The sequence below is a fragment of the Paenibacillus sp. B-A-8 genome (genome assembly GCF_048572915.1).
Classification (GTDB): Bacteria; Bacillota; Bacilli; order Paenibacillales; family Paenibacillaceae; genus Paenibacillus_AQ.
In genome coordinates this window covers 6149726-6166623 of record NZ_CP183882.1, presented here as the reverse complement: position 1 = coordinate 6166623, position 16898 = coordinate 6149726, and the positions used below count along the sequence as shown (strand labels likewise).

Below are 16898 nucleotides of genomic sequence, written 5' to 3'. Positions count from 1 at the left end.
TTAAAATTTTTAAAATGCCTTGAACAACTGATGAATGAAAACGATTGAACTTTTGAAATTAGACCACTAAATTTATATATTTTTAGCCTAAAAGATGCATTGACCCGGAAAAGGTTGGAGCCTATAATCATAAACAGGGAAAATTCATTAGATATAGAGCTATCTGTAACCTGAGGATTTCTCAACAGTCCTATTTGTAAACGCATACAATGAGGTTTTTCCATGTTTTCTTAGAAGGAGGAGATTGTATAAGTTAGATTGTTTCTTTTTTTCTCATTTTTGCAAACGTTTGCACAACGGATTTTGTACTTAAAAATTAATGAGGAGGTTATTTATTTGGTACGTAAACAATCTAGGCGGTTTGTTTCTTGGTTGATCATTTTTTCGCTTATTTTTAGTTTATTCGGTTTATCCGGCGGGGCTTCAGCCAGCAACACTGATTATACAGTCTCTTATACGAACTCCACAGCATCTGCTGTAACACTACATTGGACCACGAATAACTGGACGAATATTACCGACACGGTCATGACTAAAAATGGGACCACATTTACGGCCAACCTCAATGTTCAGGAGGGCGCCACACTTATATATTGTTATCACATCACAGCCCCAACGGATAGTTGGGACAGCAACGGAGGGAAGAACTGGACGGTTGTTATTCCGGTTGCTGGTAAATACGAAGCTGAGAGCGCAGCCTTGTCAGGTGGCGCAAAAATAAATACGAATCACACCGGATATACTGGCACCGGTTTTGTTGATGGATACACAACTACAGGAGCAACAACCACCTTTAACGTTCAGTCTTCTGCTGCAGGTGACTATAACGCAACGCTCCACTATGCCAATGCGACGGGCAGTGCCAAGAAAGTTTCTATTTATGTGAATGGAGTAAAGGTAAAGCAGACCACTTTAGCGAACTTGGCAAACTGGGATGCATGGGGGGACCAAACAGAAACGCTCTCCTTACAAGCAGGCAATAATACGATCGCTTACAAATATGACTCGGATGATACTGGGAATATAAATATTGACTATGTAACTCTCTCAAACGCACCAACACCAACATCTACCGCAACACCAACACCAACACCAACACCAACACCAACACCAACACCAACACCAACACCAACACCAACACCAACACCAACACCAACACCAACACCAACACCAACACCAACACCAACACCAACACCAACACCAACACCAACACCAACACCAACACCAACACCAACACCAACACCAACACCAACACCAACACCAACACCAACACCAACACCAACATCAACACCAACACCAACGCCGACCCCAACTGTGACGCCAACCCCAACGCCAACTACGGCTGGCTTAACGGTTCATTTTAAGAAACCAGCAAATTGGAGTTCAACGATCCGAATTCATTACTGGAATCTGAGTCCGTCAACGGTTCCAACAAGCGGGGCTTGGCCGGGAATTCTGATGAAATCTGACGGAAATGACTGGTACAGCTATACTATTTCCAACGCTACCGGCACAAGCCTTATCTTTAATGATGGCAACGGCAAACAGACTGCTGACTTGTCCCGCAGTGTAAAAGAGGGCTGGTATTCTTCAGATAACGTATGGTATGACGCTAATCCGGAAATTCCGAAGATTCCTGTGATTTCAGTCTCTCCTACGCCGAAAACATATGATTCTGCTCAAACTGTGAAGCTCTCCAGTATCAATACTGGCGATAAAATTTACTATACGACAGACGGGTCGACCCCTACGACAGCTTCTACCTTATACACGACACCAATTCAAGTAGCCTCTACTACAACTATTAAGGCTTTTGGTGTTAACTCCTTAGGTCAAGCAGGCAGTGTAGGCACTTTTGCTTATGTCATTGACCTAAATCTCGACCTGCAAGCCCCAACCATAACAGCTAATCTACCTGTTGGGAATTCAAGCTCTGCGGTTACCGTCTCTTTTAATATAAAAGATAACAAAGCAGCAACGACCACAGCATATTACACAGATAATGGTACGGAACCAACTACTAGTTCAAATCTCTATATCTCTGGCAATGCTTTAACTGCTCTGGCAGGACCGTCCATTCTTATTAATAAGACGACGACACTGAAATTCCTGGTGGTCGACGGTGCCGGAAATGAAACGAAACAGAGCTTTGTCTATACGATTGGAAATAAAGGCGATTTCCGTGAAGACACCATATATTTCGTGATTACTTCACGATTCTATGATGGTGATCCGAGTAATAACGTGCATTCATGGGAGGATGCCAAGGCAGGCAATCCGGATTCAGACCCAGCTTGGAGAGGTGACTTTAAAGGACTGATTCAAAAGCTCGACTACATTAAAGCGCTCGGATTCAGTGCTATTTGGATTACCCCAGTTGTGCAGAATGCCAGCGGGTATGATTATCATGGCTATCATGCGATTAATTTTTCCAAAGTAGATCCAAGGTATGAGTCAGCAGGAGCTTCATATCAGGAATTAATTAATGCAGCTCATGCCAAAGGGATAAAGGTAATTCAGGATGTTGTTGTAAATCATACCGGTAATTTTGGGGAAGAGAATCTGTTGCCTATGTTCAAAAAAGATCCGGCTGCAGCGGACACTGTGAATAACATGATCAAAATTACGGATAAACTGCCAGCTAACTATGATACGATGACCCCTGATCAGCAATATCAGGCCAGACTCGCAATCATGAAAAATGCGGAAACCAACAATAACATGTATCATACTGAAAAAAGTCTTTCCTGGGAATCTTACACCGTACAGACAGGACAGATTGCAGGAGACGCTGTGGACTTGAACACGGAAAATCCTGTAGTGAATCAGTATCTAATTGACAGCTATAATCAGTATATTGATATGGGTGTTGATGCTTTCCGGGTCGATACTGTGAAGCATGTGAGCCGGTATATTTTTAACAAATACTTTGTTCCTGCCTGGAAAACAAGAGGGGGCTCAAACTTCTTTGTCTTTGGTGAAGTGGCTACTCGGTACAGAGATGTATGGAATAGTGGAATTCCGGCAATATCGACTCCATTCTATACTTGGAAAAGCTCGAAAGCCTATCCGGGTGACGGACAAAATGACTACGCTTCCAACAAGCTGTCAGTAGAACAAGAGTGGGCAGATAACTCTACTACAGCGGGGCAACCAACCTCAAATAATGCTTTTTTAATAGGCAATAATTATCATGCACCTGACTATTCGATGAAATCGGGTATGGATGTTATTGATTTCCCAATGCATTGGGCATTCAAGACTGCACAGGAAGCATTCAGTATGAAGAGCGGTGATCAGTACTATAACGATGCTACTTGGAATGTAACTTATGTTGACTCTCATGACTATGCACCTGACCAAGCCCCTGAGAATCAACGATTTGCAGGGACTCAAGACACTTGGGCTGAGAATCTCTCGCTGATGTTCACCTTCCGGGGAATACCTGCGATCTATTATGGTTCTGAAATCGAGTTTAAAAAAGGATCAGTCATCGATGTAGGTCCAAATGCACCTCTAAGCTCAACAGGGCGTGCTTACTTTGGAGATCATATTGAGGGTAGCGTTACGGTACAGGACTACGGTAAGTATACAAATGCTACTGGTACACTTGCCGATTCATTGAACTATCCTTTGGCAAAACATATCAGACAACTCAATTTAATCAGAAGAGCTGTTCCAGCCTTGCAAAAAGGCCAGTATTCCACAGAAAATGTATCCGGTGATTTGGCGTTTAAAAGAAGATATACCGACAGCGCGAAAGGTATTGATAGCTTTGCGTTAGTTACGATCTCAGGAAATGCGACATTTACCGGAATACCGAACGGAACTTACGTGGATGCGGTGACTGGCGATACCAAAAACGTTACTAACGGCACAATCACTCTGGTATGCTCCGGAAAAGGAAATGCGAGAGTGTATGTATTGAACGGTAGCGGTGGAATTGGAGTAACCGGAACCTACCTGAAATAGAATAAAGTCTTTTAGTAAAAGAGAAGAAGCAACCTCAGTTCGGATTGTTCACCGATCTAAGGTTGCTTCTTCATATACAACTTAATCATTCAATCCTTTACCATCCAGAATTTGCGGAATCCATTTCTCAACCCTAGACACACGGGTTTTGGATTGCTTGGGTTCCGAAAAATGATGAAGGTATGCTCTTTGCCGCCCGGGCGTTAAGGCTTCAAAAGCGTTTTTCAAGGCAGGTTGTTCATCGAGTTTAGTTTGAAATTCATCAGGAATGATGAAATCTGTATTCTTTTTAAATTCCACTTCCAAACCAGCTTTTTCAATTTCGATGGCTTCATAAATATAGTCTTTTATGATGCTTTCTTTTTCAAGGATCTCTTGAACGTTGGTGAACCGGATCTGTCGTGCAGCTTGCACATTCTCCGTTTGTTGAATCAGAATCCCATGGGTATCCTTTAATAAGACACCTTTATGAAACAGCAGTGCAATATATTCTTTAAATCCATGGATTAAGACAATGTTTTTGTTCTCAAACGTATAACAAGGATGCATCCACTTAAAATCTTCGGTCAACAACTCACTGTCAAGAACGATATTTCGCAACGTCTCGTATTCTTCCTGCCACTGTTTTACTTTTCTTAAGAATCCGTCCACCTTAGCGTTGGTTCTGCTATTTGTCATTAAGGAACACCCTTCTTCCTCGTAATTATATTAAGCTTTCTACTTGCTTAGCTTGTCCCTTTTACGACCGATCTAATTGCATAGTTTGCATATAGACACTAGTGAAGCTAACATAATATTAGATGTCTCTTTTGGAAATGGCTAGTAAAACTTATGTTAGCGAGGTATTTATGAATACAATTACCGTCGATTTAGTTGCAAGATTAATTAATGAACAATTTCCCGCGTGGTCCGATTTAGAGATTAGACCAGTAAAATTCAGTGGGAATGATAATCGAACGTTTCATTTAGGCGAGCATATGAGCGTGAGGTTACCAAGTGCAGCAGCTTATGCTCCACAAGTAGAAAAAGAGCAACTATGGTTGCCCATATTAAGTAAAGAACTCACGTTACCTATTCAAATACCATTAGCCAAAGGGAAGCCTAACGAAGAATATCCATTGCCGTGGTCTATCAATAAGTGGGTAGAGGGTGAAACATTAACGTACCAAAATATTAATAATCTTAATCAGTTTGCAAGAGATTTGGGAGCATTCTTAATAGAGTTACAATCTATTGATGCTAGTGGAGGACCTTTAGCAGGAGAGCATAATTTCTATAGAGGTGGAGCTTTAGCTGTATATGATGAAGAGTCTAGACATGCGATTGAGCATAATAAAGATATTTTTAATGAGAAGCTATTGAGAGGAATCTGGGAACTGGCATTAGCTTCTAAATGGAATTCCAAGCCGGTTTGGGTTCATGGAGATATTGCGCCAGGGAATTTACTAGTCAAAGATGGAAAGCTGTGTGCAGTCATTGATTTCGGAATCTTGGGTGTAGGCGATCCTGCTTGTGATGCGGCAATGGCATGGACCTTTTTTGATGAGGATAGCAGAAAGGTATTTAAGGATGTATTACAGATGGATGAAGAGACTTGGAATAGAGCAAGAGGATGGGCTTTATGGAAAGCTTTAATCACATATAATGGAAATCGATATTTTAACCCAAAGGTAGCGAGGGAATCCTTAAAAATAATTAATCTCATAGCAGATGACTTCGAATTGTAGAAATTGCCCTACATAAAACGTCTAAACTAGCCCATACTAGTTCATAAGTATGATAATTTATGAACATTTAGCGACTGACAACGATTATCATATTAGAATTATTATAAATAACTTGACAGGCCTTAATTTGGTTAATTATAATAATTACAAATAGTATTCAGATATGTGATGTTTGCAGATTTGAATATTGTATCCACAAAAAAAATAAAACTTAAAGGAGATTTAAATAATATGTCACTTATCGGAACAGAAGTCCTACCATTTAAAGCAAGCGCATTTCAAGATGGGAAATTCATCGATGTTACAGAAGAAAACTTTAAAGGTAAATGGAGTGTAGTTTGCTTCTACCCAGCTGACTTTACATTCGTATGCCCAACTGAACTTGAAGATCTGCAGAACCAATATGAAACCCTGAAACAACTGGGTGTTGAAGTATATTCCGTTTCCACAGATACTCACTTTACACATAAAGCATGGCATGAAAGCTCTGCAGCCATCGGCAAGGTAAAATACATTATGATCGGCGATCCTTCTCATGTGATTTCCCGCAACTTTGATGTTCTGATCGAAGCTGACGGTCTTGCTGATCGTGGTACATTCATCATTGATCCAGACGGTATTATCCAAACCGTTGAAATTAACGCTGGTGGTATTGGTCGCGATGCTAGTGCACTTGTTAACAAAATCAAAGCAGCACAATATGTACGCAATCATCCAGGTGAAGTTTGCCCAGCAAAATGGTCCGAAGGTGCAGAAACGCTTAAACCAAGTCTCGATCTTGTAGGTAAGATTTAAGGAGCGAAAGCTAAATGAAATTAGATCAAGAAATCAAAGCTCAACTAGCTCAATACCTAGAACTCTTGGAAGGCGACGTAGTACTGAAAATCAGTGCAGGCTCTGACGAAGCATCTCAAGAGATGGAAGCGCTGGTTGATGAAATTGCCAAAATGTCAGCTAGGATCACGGTAGAAAAAACCGAACTGCCTAGAACCCCAAGCTTTAGCGTAAATCGTGTGGGTGAAGATACAGGCGTTACCTTTGCTGGAACTCCGCTAGGACATGAGTTTACTTCATTAGTGTTGGCTCTATTGCAAGTTAGCGGAAGAGCACCTAAGGTTGAGCAAAGTGTTATTGATCAGATCAAGAGCATTAGTGGCGAATATAAGTTTGAAACTTATGTCAGCCTAAGCTGTCATAATTGCCCTGATGTTGTACAAGCACTGAACCTAATGAGTATCTTCAATCCTGGCATTACCCATACTATGATTGACGGCGGAGTGTTCAAAGAAGAGGTAGAACGCAAAGAAATTATGTCTGTTCCAAGCGTTTACCTTAACGGTGAATTTTTCGAAAGCGGTCGTATGACGGTTGAAGAAATTCTGGCTAAAATGGGTAGTACTGTGGATGCATCAGAGTTTGACAACAAAGCTCCTTATGATGTACTTGTTGTTGGCGGTGGCCCAGCAGGTGCAAGTGCAGCAATTTATGCGGCACGTAAAGGGATTCGCACAGGGATTGTCGCTGAACGCTTAGGCGGTCAGGTCAACGATACCCTTGGCATTGAGAACTTTATCAGTGTTAATTACATTGAAGGTCCTCAGCTAGTGGCTAAACTCGAAGAGCAAGTGAAAGAGTACGGTATTGATGTGATGAAGTTACAACGTGCCACACGTTTAGATAAGAATGATTTAATTGAAGTTGAGCTCGAGAACGGTGCTGTTCTAAAGAGTAAGACGGTCATCCTGTCGACAGGTGCTCGTTGGCGCAATATGGGTGTGCCTGGTGAAGCTGAATTCAAGAATAAAGGCGTAGCCTACTGCCCACACTGTGACGGTCCTTTATTTGCAGGCAAAGATGTTGCCGTTGTCGGCGGCGGTAATTCAGGGATTGAAGCAGCGATTGACCTTGCGGGTATAGTGAAGCATGTAACGGTTCTGGAGTTTGCTCCAGAGCTCAAAGCGGATGCTGTACTGCAAGATCGTCTCTACAGCCTACCTAACGTTACTGTGCTTAAGAACGTGCAAACGAAAGAAATTACTGGAACGGATAAGGTAGATGGTATTTCTTATATCGATCGTGCGACAGAAGAAACTCACCATATTGAATTACAGGGTGTGTTTGTACAGATCGGTTTGGTTCCGAACACAGATTGGTTAGGTGACATGGTTGAACGTACTCGCGTTGGCGAGATCGTTGTAGATAGCCATGGTGCCACAAATGTCCCAGGAGTATTTGCTGCTGGCGATTGCACTAATAGTGCTTATAAACAAATCATCATTTCGATGGGATCAGGTGCAACAGCAGCTTTAGGTGCATTTGATTATCTGATCCGTAACTAATCGATACTGTTAATAAAAGCAAGAAATCAAAAGCCCTCACTTCAAAGTGGGGGCTTTTGTTATGTTATCCGTATGTTGTATGAGAAAAAAGGGGATTTGTAAACTTTTTTGGAGGATTTTATGAGGATTCCTCGAATACATATTTCAAATATGAACTAAGCAAAATTTAGAATTTAGCATGATTAGAAAATTCTTTTTGCTGGAATGGAGACTAGATTTTTGTGATTAACAACATTGAATCCTTAAACAAATTTATCTCGTTTATACCTATTATTAAATTATCTATTCCGGCTGATTTATCCATAGCCATCTGTGATCTGGAAAGGTTTGTTGCTTATTTTCCTGGCGACACCATTGATTTAAACATTAATGAAGGTCAACTGTTAAACAAAGAAGAACCACTTTACTTAGCTATGCGAGATAATCAAGCTTTGAAGTCCGATGTGCCGGCCAACTTCTATGGATTCGAGTTTACGGGTACTGCGACACCTCTTCACGATCAAACGGGTCAAGTCATTGGCGGGATTGCAGTTCAGATTCGCAGACAAAGTGAATTAAAAGCTATTGTAGAACAGATCTCAGAATCACTAACCCAAGCCAATGAGCAAATTGATAATATTTCATATGGCGCAAGTTCACTTGCGGAGTACACTCAGCAACTACTTATACAATCCCAGCAAGCTGGAAGAGATGTGGAGAATACTACAGAGGTCCTATCGATTATTAAAAAGGTTGCTGACCAAACGAATTTACTCGGGCTAAATGCAGCCATTGAAGCGGCGCATGCAGGTGAGAAGGGAAGAGGATTTGAAGTCGTAGCCAAGGAAATTCGAAAATTTTCACGGGAAACCGTTTCCTCAACACAAAATATAAATGAAACCATGCTACAGATTAAGGGGATTACGAACCAAATGGCTAACTCGATAGAGAAGATAGCTGCGATCGGACAAGAACAGGCGGCATCTGTTCAGCATACTTCTGCATTTATTGAGGAAATAAAAATGATGTCCCAAAAGCTTAACGAGTTTGCGAATAAATTGTAGTAAGAGAATCAGTTCTTTTTTTGTTGAAACAAAAGAATATTTTAAACGTATATTTAAATTCATGGATGGTATAGTAAGATAGTAGTGGAGTAACAAACTTAGGAGGAATAAATCATGTCAACACCGCACAATGCAGCACAGAATGGTGAAATCGCCAAAACAGTATTAATGCCAGGAGATCCGTTAAGAGCGAAGTATATCGCAGAAACCTATTTGGAGAACCCAACCCAATTTAATACGGTACGGAATATGTTTGGATATACAGGTACTTACAAAGGAAAAGAAGTGTCAGTAATGGGTTCGGGAATGGGAATGCCAAGTATCGGTATTTATTCTTATGAACTATACAAAAACTATGGTGTGGAGAACATCATCCGCATCGGTAGTGCAGGTGCCTACACAGATAAATTGAACTTATTTGACGTAGTGCTGGCGGATAGTGCTTGGAGTGAATCTACATACGCCTATGTGCAAAGTGGTGTAGAAGGAGACGTGCAACTGCCAAGTAAAGAATTGAATGAGATCATTGAAGCAGCAGCAAAACGCATTAATAAGCCACTTTTGACTGCAAGAATTCATTCCAGCGATGTGTTCTATCATGAAGACAACGTGCCAGGCCACAATGAATTTTACAATGAGCATGGTTGTGTATGTGTAGAAATGGAGAGCTATGCACTGTTCCATAATGCGAAAGTATTAGGTAAACAAGCAGCATGTATTCTTACCATTTCGGATTCATTAGTTACCCATGCAGTAACCACGGCAGAAGAAAGACAAAATTCTTTCAACAGCATGATGGAAGTTGCATTAGAAGCAGCGATTTCCCTTTAAGATTAAGAAGTGAAAGATAAACTAAAACATCTTTATACAGAAATTGTATAGAGATGTTTTTTTGCGTTTTCAAGATTTAAGAGACTATACCCCTTAGGTTAATTATTGACAAGAAGAAAAATCCAGATCATAATAACATATGAGCACTTGTTCATATGTTATTATGATCTGGAGCTTTTGAATACCACTGCGCGCGCATACAAATAATATTTTGCTGAAGGTAAATAGGAGGTAAATCATGAAGAACAAGAAGAATAATCACAATCATCAGATTGAGCATGTAGACGGGCAACACTCCGATCACGATCACAGCGATCACAATCATTCCCATGCAGGACACGATCATTCCCATGGACCTCACGGTCATCATCATTTTGATCCTAGCGGAAACAAAAAAGGACTAATGATTGCATTAATAATTACAGTAGGAATTATGTTTTTGGAGTTTTTTGGCGGACTGGTCACTAACAGCTTAGCGCTGCTATCGGACAGTGGGCATATGCTAAACGATGCAAGCTCCTTAGCATTAAGCTTAGTAGCGGTCTGGTTTGCAACTAAACCTGCCTCTCCTAATAAAACATATGGATTTCATCGGTTTGAAATTCTAGCGGCACTATTGAATGGGGTCACCTTATTTGTAGTTGCTGGTTTTATCATCGTGGAAGCTTATGGCCGATTCTTCGAGCCGCCTACGGTTGCAAGTGGTTCTATGATGCTGATCGCATGTATAGGTCTTTTAGCCAATGTTGCTAGTGCTTGGTCTCTTATGAGAAAAGGGGATGTAAAGAATAACATTAACCTTCGCAGTGCTTATCTTCATGTGCTTGGCGATGCATTAGGCTCCGTAGGGGCTATTATCGCAGGTTTAGTCATGATGATTTTCGGTTGGTATATTGCCGACCCGATTATAAGCGTACTAGTTGCTCTGTTAATTCTTAGAGGCGCTTGGGGAATCATCAAACATACCGTTCATGTTCTTATGGAAGGTACTCCGATTACAGTGAATCCATCTGAGGTGAAGGCAGTTCTAGAAAATATCGAAGGCGTTATAAATGTTCATGATCTTCATATTTGGACGATTACCTCCGGCCTTGATTCACTAAGCTGTCATCTCTTAATTAATGATCAGGAGGATGATCAACGTATTTTACAGCAAGCTATTCAGTTAATAGCGGAACGCTTCAAAATCCAGCATACTACTATTCAAATTGAGACATCGGTGATATTCCATGAAGTGATGAAAGTCTAAACGGTATTTTATATTTTGAATAGAATAGGAGGGCTATAGTATAATAAAACTATATGGAAAGGAGTGATTGGTGCATGGAAGATCATACGCATGAGCACGAATCATGTAGCACGGGTGAACGAAAAAGTCATCACTCTGAGAAGACTAAAAAGAACCTGGTTAGCCGTCTCAATAGAATTGAAGGACAAGTAAGAGGGCTAAAAGGATTGATTGAAAAGGACACCTATTGTGATGATGTGCTGCATCAAATCTCTTCGGTCCAATCTGCTTTGAACGGCGTAGGAAAGCTTTTGTTAGAACATCATATGAAGAGCTGTGTCGTGGAACGAATCCAAGATGGTGAAAATGAAGTGTTAGACGAGTTATTAATTACCATCAATAAATTAATTAAATAATGGATAATAGAAAGGATTCGTTGGTGAATCCTTTTTTGTTAGATTCAAATATAGTATAGGGGGGTATACTAACAATATTAGAAAATATACTGAAGGAAGGAGATCCATATGAATGTAGAGGTATTTACAACACCGACCTGTGAGGATTGCAGAAGTTTTAAAAAGTTCTTAAGTGAGCATCGTATTCCATTTACTGAATTTAATATTGCAGATCATCCTGAGCACGCAGATACACTATTTAATCGAACAGGAAAAAGGCTGGTTCCTACCATTTTCATTAACAATCAGGTATTCTTCGGATTTGTGTTCAATCGTCAAGAAATTGAGAAGCAGCTTCTTGTCTAAGGCTCAGGACTTTATATAATCATCATCCGGCAATTTCTCAGAGCATGATAAGTTAGCTCAAGATTGGGTATATATAGAGTAGGGGACTATCCTAAATTACATCTTGAGAGGAGCTTATACGATGTCACATCAAGATTATAAAGCGTGTATTGAAGAGTGTTTAAAATGTATGGTTGCTTGTAATCACTGTTACTCATCTTGCTTGGAGGAAGACCATGTTGCCATGATGAAGGAGTGCATTCGTCTTGATCGTGAATGTGCAGAGATATGCGGATTCACGGCGCATGCCATGTCGATGAATAGTAAATATGTTAAAGCCCTATGTTTAGCTTGTGCAGAGGCTTGTGAAGCCTGTGGAAACGAATGTAAAAGACATGACCACGAGCATTGCCAGCAATGTGCAGAAGCATGTTTTGCCTGTGCAAGAGTTTGTCGTGAAATGGCCGCTTAACCTAGTAGAGAGTGCTTCAAATCAGACGAATGAAAAAAGGGAGTGTTCTCAGAAACAGGATTTCTGTTACTGAGAATGCTCCTTTTTAGGTATTTGCAGTAGAGCTTGTTGCTTGACATAATATAGGGTAGGGGGGTATACTAACATCAAGAAGAAGATGATACAAACCATGAAAATCATCACAAAAGTGGAAGAGGTGTTTATATAATGGCTACTACTGGGGCGGGGCAATCACAAACGTCACTTCAGATCACAGGGATGACTTGTGCAGCATGTGCAAACCGTATAGAAAAAGGCTTGAATAAACTTGAAGGTGTAAGTGAAGCCAACGTAAACTTCGCAATGGAGAGGGCTACAGTGACTTATGATCCGAACATAGTGGACGTAATTAAGATGGAAGCAAGTATTCAGAAGCTTGGGTATAGCACGGCTAAAGAAGCTGTGGATTTACAGCTTGTAGGTATGACATGTGCCGCTTGTGCGCTGAAAATTGAAAAGACTCTGAATAAGCTACCAGGCGTAAGCACGGCTAATGTGAACTTTGCGATGGAAACAGCCCATGTCGAATATAACCCCGTTGAAGTTTCTGTATCTGATATGCAGAAGCGGGTAGAGAAGCTTGGATACAAAGCTGTTCCCAAACAGGAGCAAGGTGACCCCTCAGAGCAGCGACAACAAGATTTATCCAAGCAAAAAAGTAAGCTTCTGATCTCCGCAATTCTATCGTTTCCACTACTGTGGGCGATGGTGAGCCACTTTTCGTTCACTTCGTGGATATGGCTGCCCGATCTTTTTATGAATCCATGGTTCCAATTGGTTTTGGCAACACCGGTTCAATTTTATATTGGTAAACAGTTTTACATCGGTGCCTACAAAGCTCTACGTAACGGCAGTGCGAATATGGATGTACTGGTTTCACTGGGGACCTCAGCAGCCTTTTTTTACAGCTTGTACCTAACCATAGTTTGGGCTGTTGATGGTGGGAGCGCGCATCATGGACCAGAAATGTATTATGAAACGAGTGCAGTATTGATTACTCTCGTTCTAATGGGGAAATTGTTCGAATCCTTGGCAAAAGGACGGACATCGGAAGCGATTAAATCCTTGATGGGACTGCAAGCTAAGACGGCTTTGGTTGTCCGCGATGGTGAAGAATTAAGTATTCCTGTAGAGGAAGTTATTGCAGGTGATATAGTCCTTGTTCGTCCAGGGAATAAAGTCCCTGTGGATGGTGAAGTTCTGGAAGGAATCTCGTCGGTAGATGAGTCCATGTTGACAGGCGAAAGCCTCCCTGTTGAAAAGAAAGCCGGAGATTCCGTCATTGGAGCGACAATTAATAAGAACGGAATGCTTCGAATCAGAGCAACCAAAGTAGGTAAAGAAACTGCTCTTGCACAGATTATTAAAGTGGTTGAAGAAGCGCAGGGTTCGAAAGCCCCTATTCAACGGGTCGCTGACGTCATTTCCGGTATTTTTGTTCCTATCGTTGTCGGGATTGCAGTTATTGCATTCTTAGTGTGGTACTTCTTCGTAACACCGGGTGATTTTGCAGGAGCCTTGGAAAAAGCAATCGCCATTCTGGTTATTGCATGTCCTTGTGCTTTGGGTCTGGCTACGCCAACCTCCATTATGGCTGGTTCCGGACGTGCAGCTGAATGGGGCATCCTGTTTAAAGGCGGAGAACATTTAGAGCAAACGCATAAAATTGACACAATCATCTTAGATAAAACAGGTACAGTAACAAAGGGCAAACCTGAGCTTACCGATATTTTGGTTGAAGGTGATGAGACAGAATTTCTTAGACTGGTGGGTGCAGCGGAGAAGAATTCAGAACATCCACTTGCAGAAGCTATTGTCGCAGGCATCTTGGAAAAAAATATTGAATTGCCAGGGACAGAATCTTTTGAAGCCATTCCAGGGTTCGGGATCAAGGCTGTCGTGGAAGGTAAAGAGCTGTTAATTGGTACTCGGCGTCTCATGGACAAATACGGAGTAGAGGCAAGTCATGCCTATAACATCATGTCTACCTTAGAAGAATCCGGTAAAACAGCAATGCTTGTTGCTATAAATAAAGGGTACGTGGGTATGGTAGCTGTAGCGGATACGATTAAAGAAACCTCTCAGACTGCTGTCAGTCGCTTGAAAGGAATGGGAATCCAGGTCATCATGATCACCGGTGATAACGAACGTACAGCAAAGGCGATCGCAGCCCAAGTTGGCATTGATCATGTACGCGCTGAAGTGCTTCCAGAAGGAAAAGCGGAGGAAGTGAAAAAATTACAAGCGGAAGGAAAAATAGTAGCCATGGTTGGGGACGGCATTAACGATGCTCCTGCTCTTGCTACTGCAGATATTGGGATGGCAATCGGTACCGGTACGGATGTGGCTATGGAAGCTGCGGATGTTACTTTAATGCGTGGCGATTTATCCAGTATTCCAGATGCTATCTACATGAGCCGTAAAACGATGACTAATATTAAACAAAATCTATTCTGGGCACTTGGTTACAACTCACTTGGCATTCCGATTGCAGCACTGGGTTTCTTAGCTCCATGGGTAGCGGGGGCGGCAATGGCTCTCAGCTCGGTTTCCGTTGTTCTTAATGCACTTCGTCTGCAACGTGTGAAGATCCGTAACTAAATGGCTAGAGGAATGGAGACGGGGATAAGTATGGGAGAGATAACGAAAATAGCAGTTGCGCCGCCAATTCAAGTGGGGGGAAGCCTGTTTACACCAGAGCAGCTGGCTACAATTGGGGCTATTGTAGGGAAGAATGCGAAAATTGAAATGACACCTTTTAAACAGCTTTATTTGGAGGTGCCTCTGGAGCAACGAGAAGAGATAGTGGAACAACTTGAGCATACAGGATTGGAATTATATCCAGCGGGATTTGTCACGAAAAGCCTGATTGCCTGTAATTTTTGCAGAGGGGCTGAGGATGCGGGGCTGGCAGTTGCACAGAAATTAAATCAGTCTATAGCAGGGATTGAAACACCTTGGCCACTGAAGATTGGTTATGCGGGCTGTGCACTCGGAACAAGTGAACCCTTGTTGAAAGATATTAGCGTTGTGAAAATGCGTAATACTTATGAGGTTTTTGTTGGAGGAGAACCTAAGGGGCTTAAGACTTCAATCGCACAATCCTTTAGATCAGGGCTGACTGAGGATCAACTCATTCCACTGATTTTGTCATTGATTAACTACTATAAGGCCAACGCCAAAGGGAAAGAGAAATTCAGAAAGTTTATTGACAGGATGACATTAGAATCGATGCAACAAGTTGTTGCAGTATAGTAAAATTATAATTTTAAGAGGGGCTTCCTTTATAGGAGCTCCTCTTTTTAGTGTGATCTAAGAATAATGCTGCGAAATGCAAAGTTTGTAAAATTAATAAACTATTTAAGTAAATATAGTGTTAAAATTTATTAAAATAATACCTTTATTATCAAGATAAATAGATGCCATAGGGGATGGCATGGAAGATGCGATGATCATTATATAAACAGTATGAGAGGGAAGTTGACCAAATTATGATCAATCTTAGTTCAGAGCGACAACAGCAAGTTAGCTATATTGGGATTACTGAGGCTGATTTAAATGTATTGAAAAGTAAGGAAAAAGAATTCAAGCAAATCGTTAGCTCGCTTGTAGATGAATTGTATAAACAGATGATTGAGGAGCCTGAGCTACTCCACATCATTGAACAGCACAGTACACTTGATCGATTGAAGGAAACGCAACAGTGGTATTTTTTATCCATGGCATCGGGTGTGATTGATGAAGCATTTATTGAAAGACGCCTGCTTATTGGTAAAATTCACTCGCGTATTGGTCTGACAACGAATTGGTATTTGGGCACTTACATATTATATTTGGATCTCGCTACAGCTTATTTTGAACGGATATTACCGACCGAGTGGAAACCCGTCATTCATGCATTAACTAAGATGTTTAATCTGGATTCTCAGTTGGTTCTTGAAGCCTACGAAGTCGATGAAAAAGCGAAAATAGAAAATTTATTGGAAAAGCAAAACCACTTGCTTACAGGGGTTAGTTCTGCGGTTCAAGAATTAGTATCCTTAATGGTTCAACTAAAAGACAGCAGTGAATCTATAGAGGAATTAGCTAGTAAGAATGCTGATTATCAAGAGAAAACACATCAAACTGTGTTATATCTCGACAAAGAGGTAGAGTCTATTCATCAAGTGGGTACAATGATTAGAGAAGTGGCTGATCATACGCATCTTTTGGGCTTAAACGCGGCGATTGAAGCGGCAAGAGCAGGGGAGCATGGAAGAGGCTTTGAAGTTGTTGCGAATGAAGTAAGAAAGTTAGCGCGTCGCTCTAAAGATTCAGTAGGTACGATTGATGAGAAGCTGAATAATATCAACTCCACACTGTCCAAGGTGAAAAAAGAGTCGGAACACAATTCTATGTATTCCAGAGATCAGGTGAAGGGCTCTCAAGAACTGGTATCTTTCGTGAGTCTGATTGAAAAAGTGACCGTTGAGTTAGAAAAATTGAAGTGAACAAGCAAGTTGCTGAT

The 16898-nt window shown here is 41.2% G+C and carries 14 protein-coding genes; 13 read left to right on the top strand and 1 reads right to left on the bottom strand.

From position 1 onward, the window contains the following. Window positions 1–336 precede the first annotated feature (336 nt). Window positions 337–3972, top strand: coding sequence for an alpha-amylase family glycosyl hydrolase (locus tag ACN6MV_RS27810; RefSeq protein WP_419885291.1), 3636 nt, complete (start codon window positions 337–339; stop codon window positions 3970–3972). 81 nt (window positions 3973–4053) lie between these two features. Here the strand turns inward: ACN6MV_RS27810 and ACN6MV_RS27805 are convergent, their stop codons facing one another. Next, window positions 4054–4650 (bottom strand): YdeI/OmpD-associated family protein, encoded by a 597-nt coding sequence (locus ACN6MV_RS27805; RefSeq protein WP_375104107.1) that lies wholly within the window; start codon window positions 4648–4650, stop codon window positions 4054–4056. A gap of 170 nt (window positions 4651–4820) precedes the next feature. On the opposite strand from ACN6MV_RS27805, the gene ACN6MV_RS27800 reads away from it, so the two are divergent. From ACN6MV_RS27800 to ACN6MV_RS27745, 12 genes are all read left to right on the top strand, one after another. Beyond that, window positions 4821–5699: an aminoglycoside phosphotransferase family protein gene (locus ACN6MV_RS27800; protein WP_339291485.1), complete on the top strand. Its 879-nt coding sequence runs from the start codon at window positions 4821–4823 to the stop codon at window positions 5697–5699. Between the two features lie 231 nt (window positions 5700–5930). Further along, window positions 5931–6494: an alkyl hydroperoxide reductase subunit C gene (gene ahpC, locus ACN6MV_RS27795; protein ID WP_042131127.1), complete on the top strand. Its 564-nt coding sequence runs from the start codon at window positions 5931–5933 to the stop codon at window positions 6492–6494. A 14-nt stretch (window positions 6495–6508) separates the two neighbouring features. Further along, complete coding sequence (gene ahpF / locus ACN6MV_RS27790) at window positions 6509–8038, top strand: alkyl hydroperoxide reductase subunit F (RefSeq protein ID WP_283909160.1); 1530 nt, start codon at window positions 6509–6511, stop codon at window positions 8036–8038. 221 nt (window positions 8039–8259) lie between these two features. Beyond that, on the top strand, window positions 8260–9081 hold the full coding sequence (locus ACN6MV_RS27785; protein WP_042131125.1) for a methyl-accepting chemotaxis protein: 822 nt from the start codon (window positions 8260–8262) through the stop codon (window positions 9079–9081). A gap of 114 nt (window positions 9082–9195) precedes the next feature. Beyond that, entirely contained in the window at window positions 9196–9912 is a 717-nt protein-coding gene (deoD, locus tag ACN6MV_RS27780; RefSeq protein ID WP_042131124.1) for a purine-nucleoside phosphorylase, read from the top strand. Window positions 9913–10150: 238 nt separating this feature from the next. Beyond that, window positions 10151–11161, top strand: a complete 1011-nt coding sequence (locus tag ACN6MV_RS27775) for a cation diffusion facilitator family transporter (RefSeq protein WP_339288202.1) — start codon at window positions 10151–10153, stop codon at window positions 11159–11161. A gap of 74 nt (window positions 11162–11235) precedes the next feature. Then, on the top strand, window positions 11236–11556 hold the full coding sequence (locus tag ACN6MV_RS27770) for a metal-sensitive transcriptional regulator (RefSeq protein ID WP_042131123.1): 321 nt from the start codon (window positions 11236–11238) through the stop codon (window positions 11554–11556). Window positions 11557–11664: 108 nt separating this feature from the next. Further along, window positions 11665–11901, top strand: coding sequence for a glutaredoxin family protein (locus tag ACN6MV_RS27765; RefSeq protein ID WP_076120967.1), 237 nt, complete (start codon window positions 11665–11667; stop codon window positions 11899–11901). 121 nt (window positions 11902–12022) lie between these two features. Next, a complete protein-coding gene (locus ACN6MV_RS27760; protein WP_081954200.1) occupies window positions 12023–12352 on the top strand; it encodes a four-helix bundle copper-binding protein in 330 nt (109 codons plus the stop codon). Between the two features lie 207 nt (window positions 12353–12559). Continuing rightward, entirely contained in the window at window positions 12560–14992 is a 2433-nt protein-coding gene (locus ACN6MV_RS27755; RefSeq protein ID WP_339288198.1) for a heavy metal translocating P-type ATPase, read from the top strand. Window positions 14993–15022: 30 nt separating this feature from the next. After that, window positions 15023–15646 (top strand): nitrite reductase, encoded by a 624-nt coding sequence (locus tag ACN6MV_RS27750; protein WP_419885290.1) that lies wholly within the window; start codon window positions 15023–15025, stop codon window positions 15644–15646. Window positions 15647–15882: 236 nt separating this feature from the next. Beyond that, entirely contained in the window at window positions 15883–16881 is a 999-nt protein-coding gene (locus ACN6MV_RS27745) for a globin-coupled sensor protein (RefSeq protein ID WP_042131118.1), read from the top strand. Window positions 16882–16898 lie beyond the last annotated feature (17 nt).

What these genes read in the sequence shown, in the direction of transcription:
- ACN6MV_RS27805 (WP_375104107.1), bottom strand. Translation starts at nt 4,650, where the DNA reads ATGACAAATAGCAGAACCAACGCTAAGGTGGACGGATTCTTAAGAAAA.
- ACN6MV_RS27800 (WP_339291485.1), top strand. Translation starts at nt 4,821, where the DNA reads ATGAATACAATTACCGTCGATTTAGTTGCAAGATTAATTAATGAACAA.
- ahpC (WP_042131127.1), top strand. Translation starts at nt 5,931, where the DNA reads ATGTCACTTATCGGAACAGAAGTCCTACCATTTAAAGCAAGCGCATTT.
- ahpF (WP_283909160.1), top strand. Translation starts at nt 6,509, where the DNA reads ATGAAATTAGATCAAGAAATCAAAGCTCAACTAGCTCAATACCTAGAA.
- deoD (WP_042131124.1), top strand. Translation starts at nt 9,196, where the DNA reads ATGTCAACACCGCACAATGCAGCACAGAATGGTGAAATCGCCAAAACA.
- ACN6MV_RS27775 (WP_339288202.1), top strand. Translation starts at nt 10,151, where the DNA reads ATGAAGAACAAGAAGAATAATCACAATCATCAGATTGAGCATGTAGAC.
- ACN6MV_RS27770 (WP_042131123.1), top strand. Translation starts at nt 11,236, where the DNA reads ATGGAAGATCATACGCATGAGCACGAATCATGTAGCACGGGTGAACGA.
- ACN6MV_RS27765 (WP_076120967.1), top strand. Translation starts at nt 11,665, where the DNA reads ATGAATGTAGAGGTATTTACAACACCGACCTGTGAGGATTGCAGAAGT.
- ACN6MV_RS27760 (WP_081954200.1), top strand. Translation starts at nt 12,023, where the DNA reads ATGTCACATCAAGATTATAAAGCGTGTATTGAAGAGTGTTTAAAATGT.
- ACN6MV_RS27755 (WP_339288198.1), top strand. Translation starts at nt 12,560, where the DNA reads ATGGCTACTACTGGGGCGGGGCAATCACAAACGTCACTTCAGATCACA.
- ACN6MV_RS27750 (WP_419885290.1), top strand. Translation starts at nt 15,023, where the DNA reads ATGGGAGAGATAACGAAAATAGCAGTTGCGCCGCCAATTCAAGTGGGG.
- ACN6MV_RS27745 (WP_042131118.1), top strand. Translation starts at nt 15,883, where the DNA reads ATGATCAATCTTAGTTCAGAGCGACAACAGCAAGTTAGCTATATTGGG.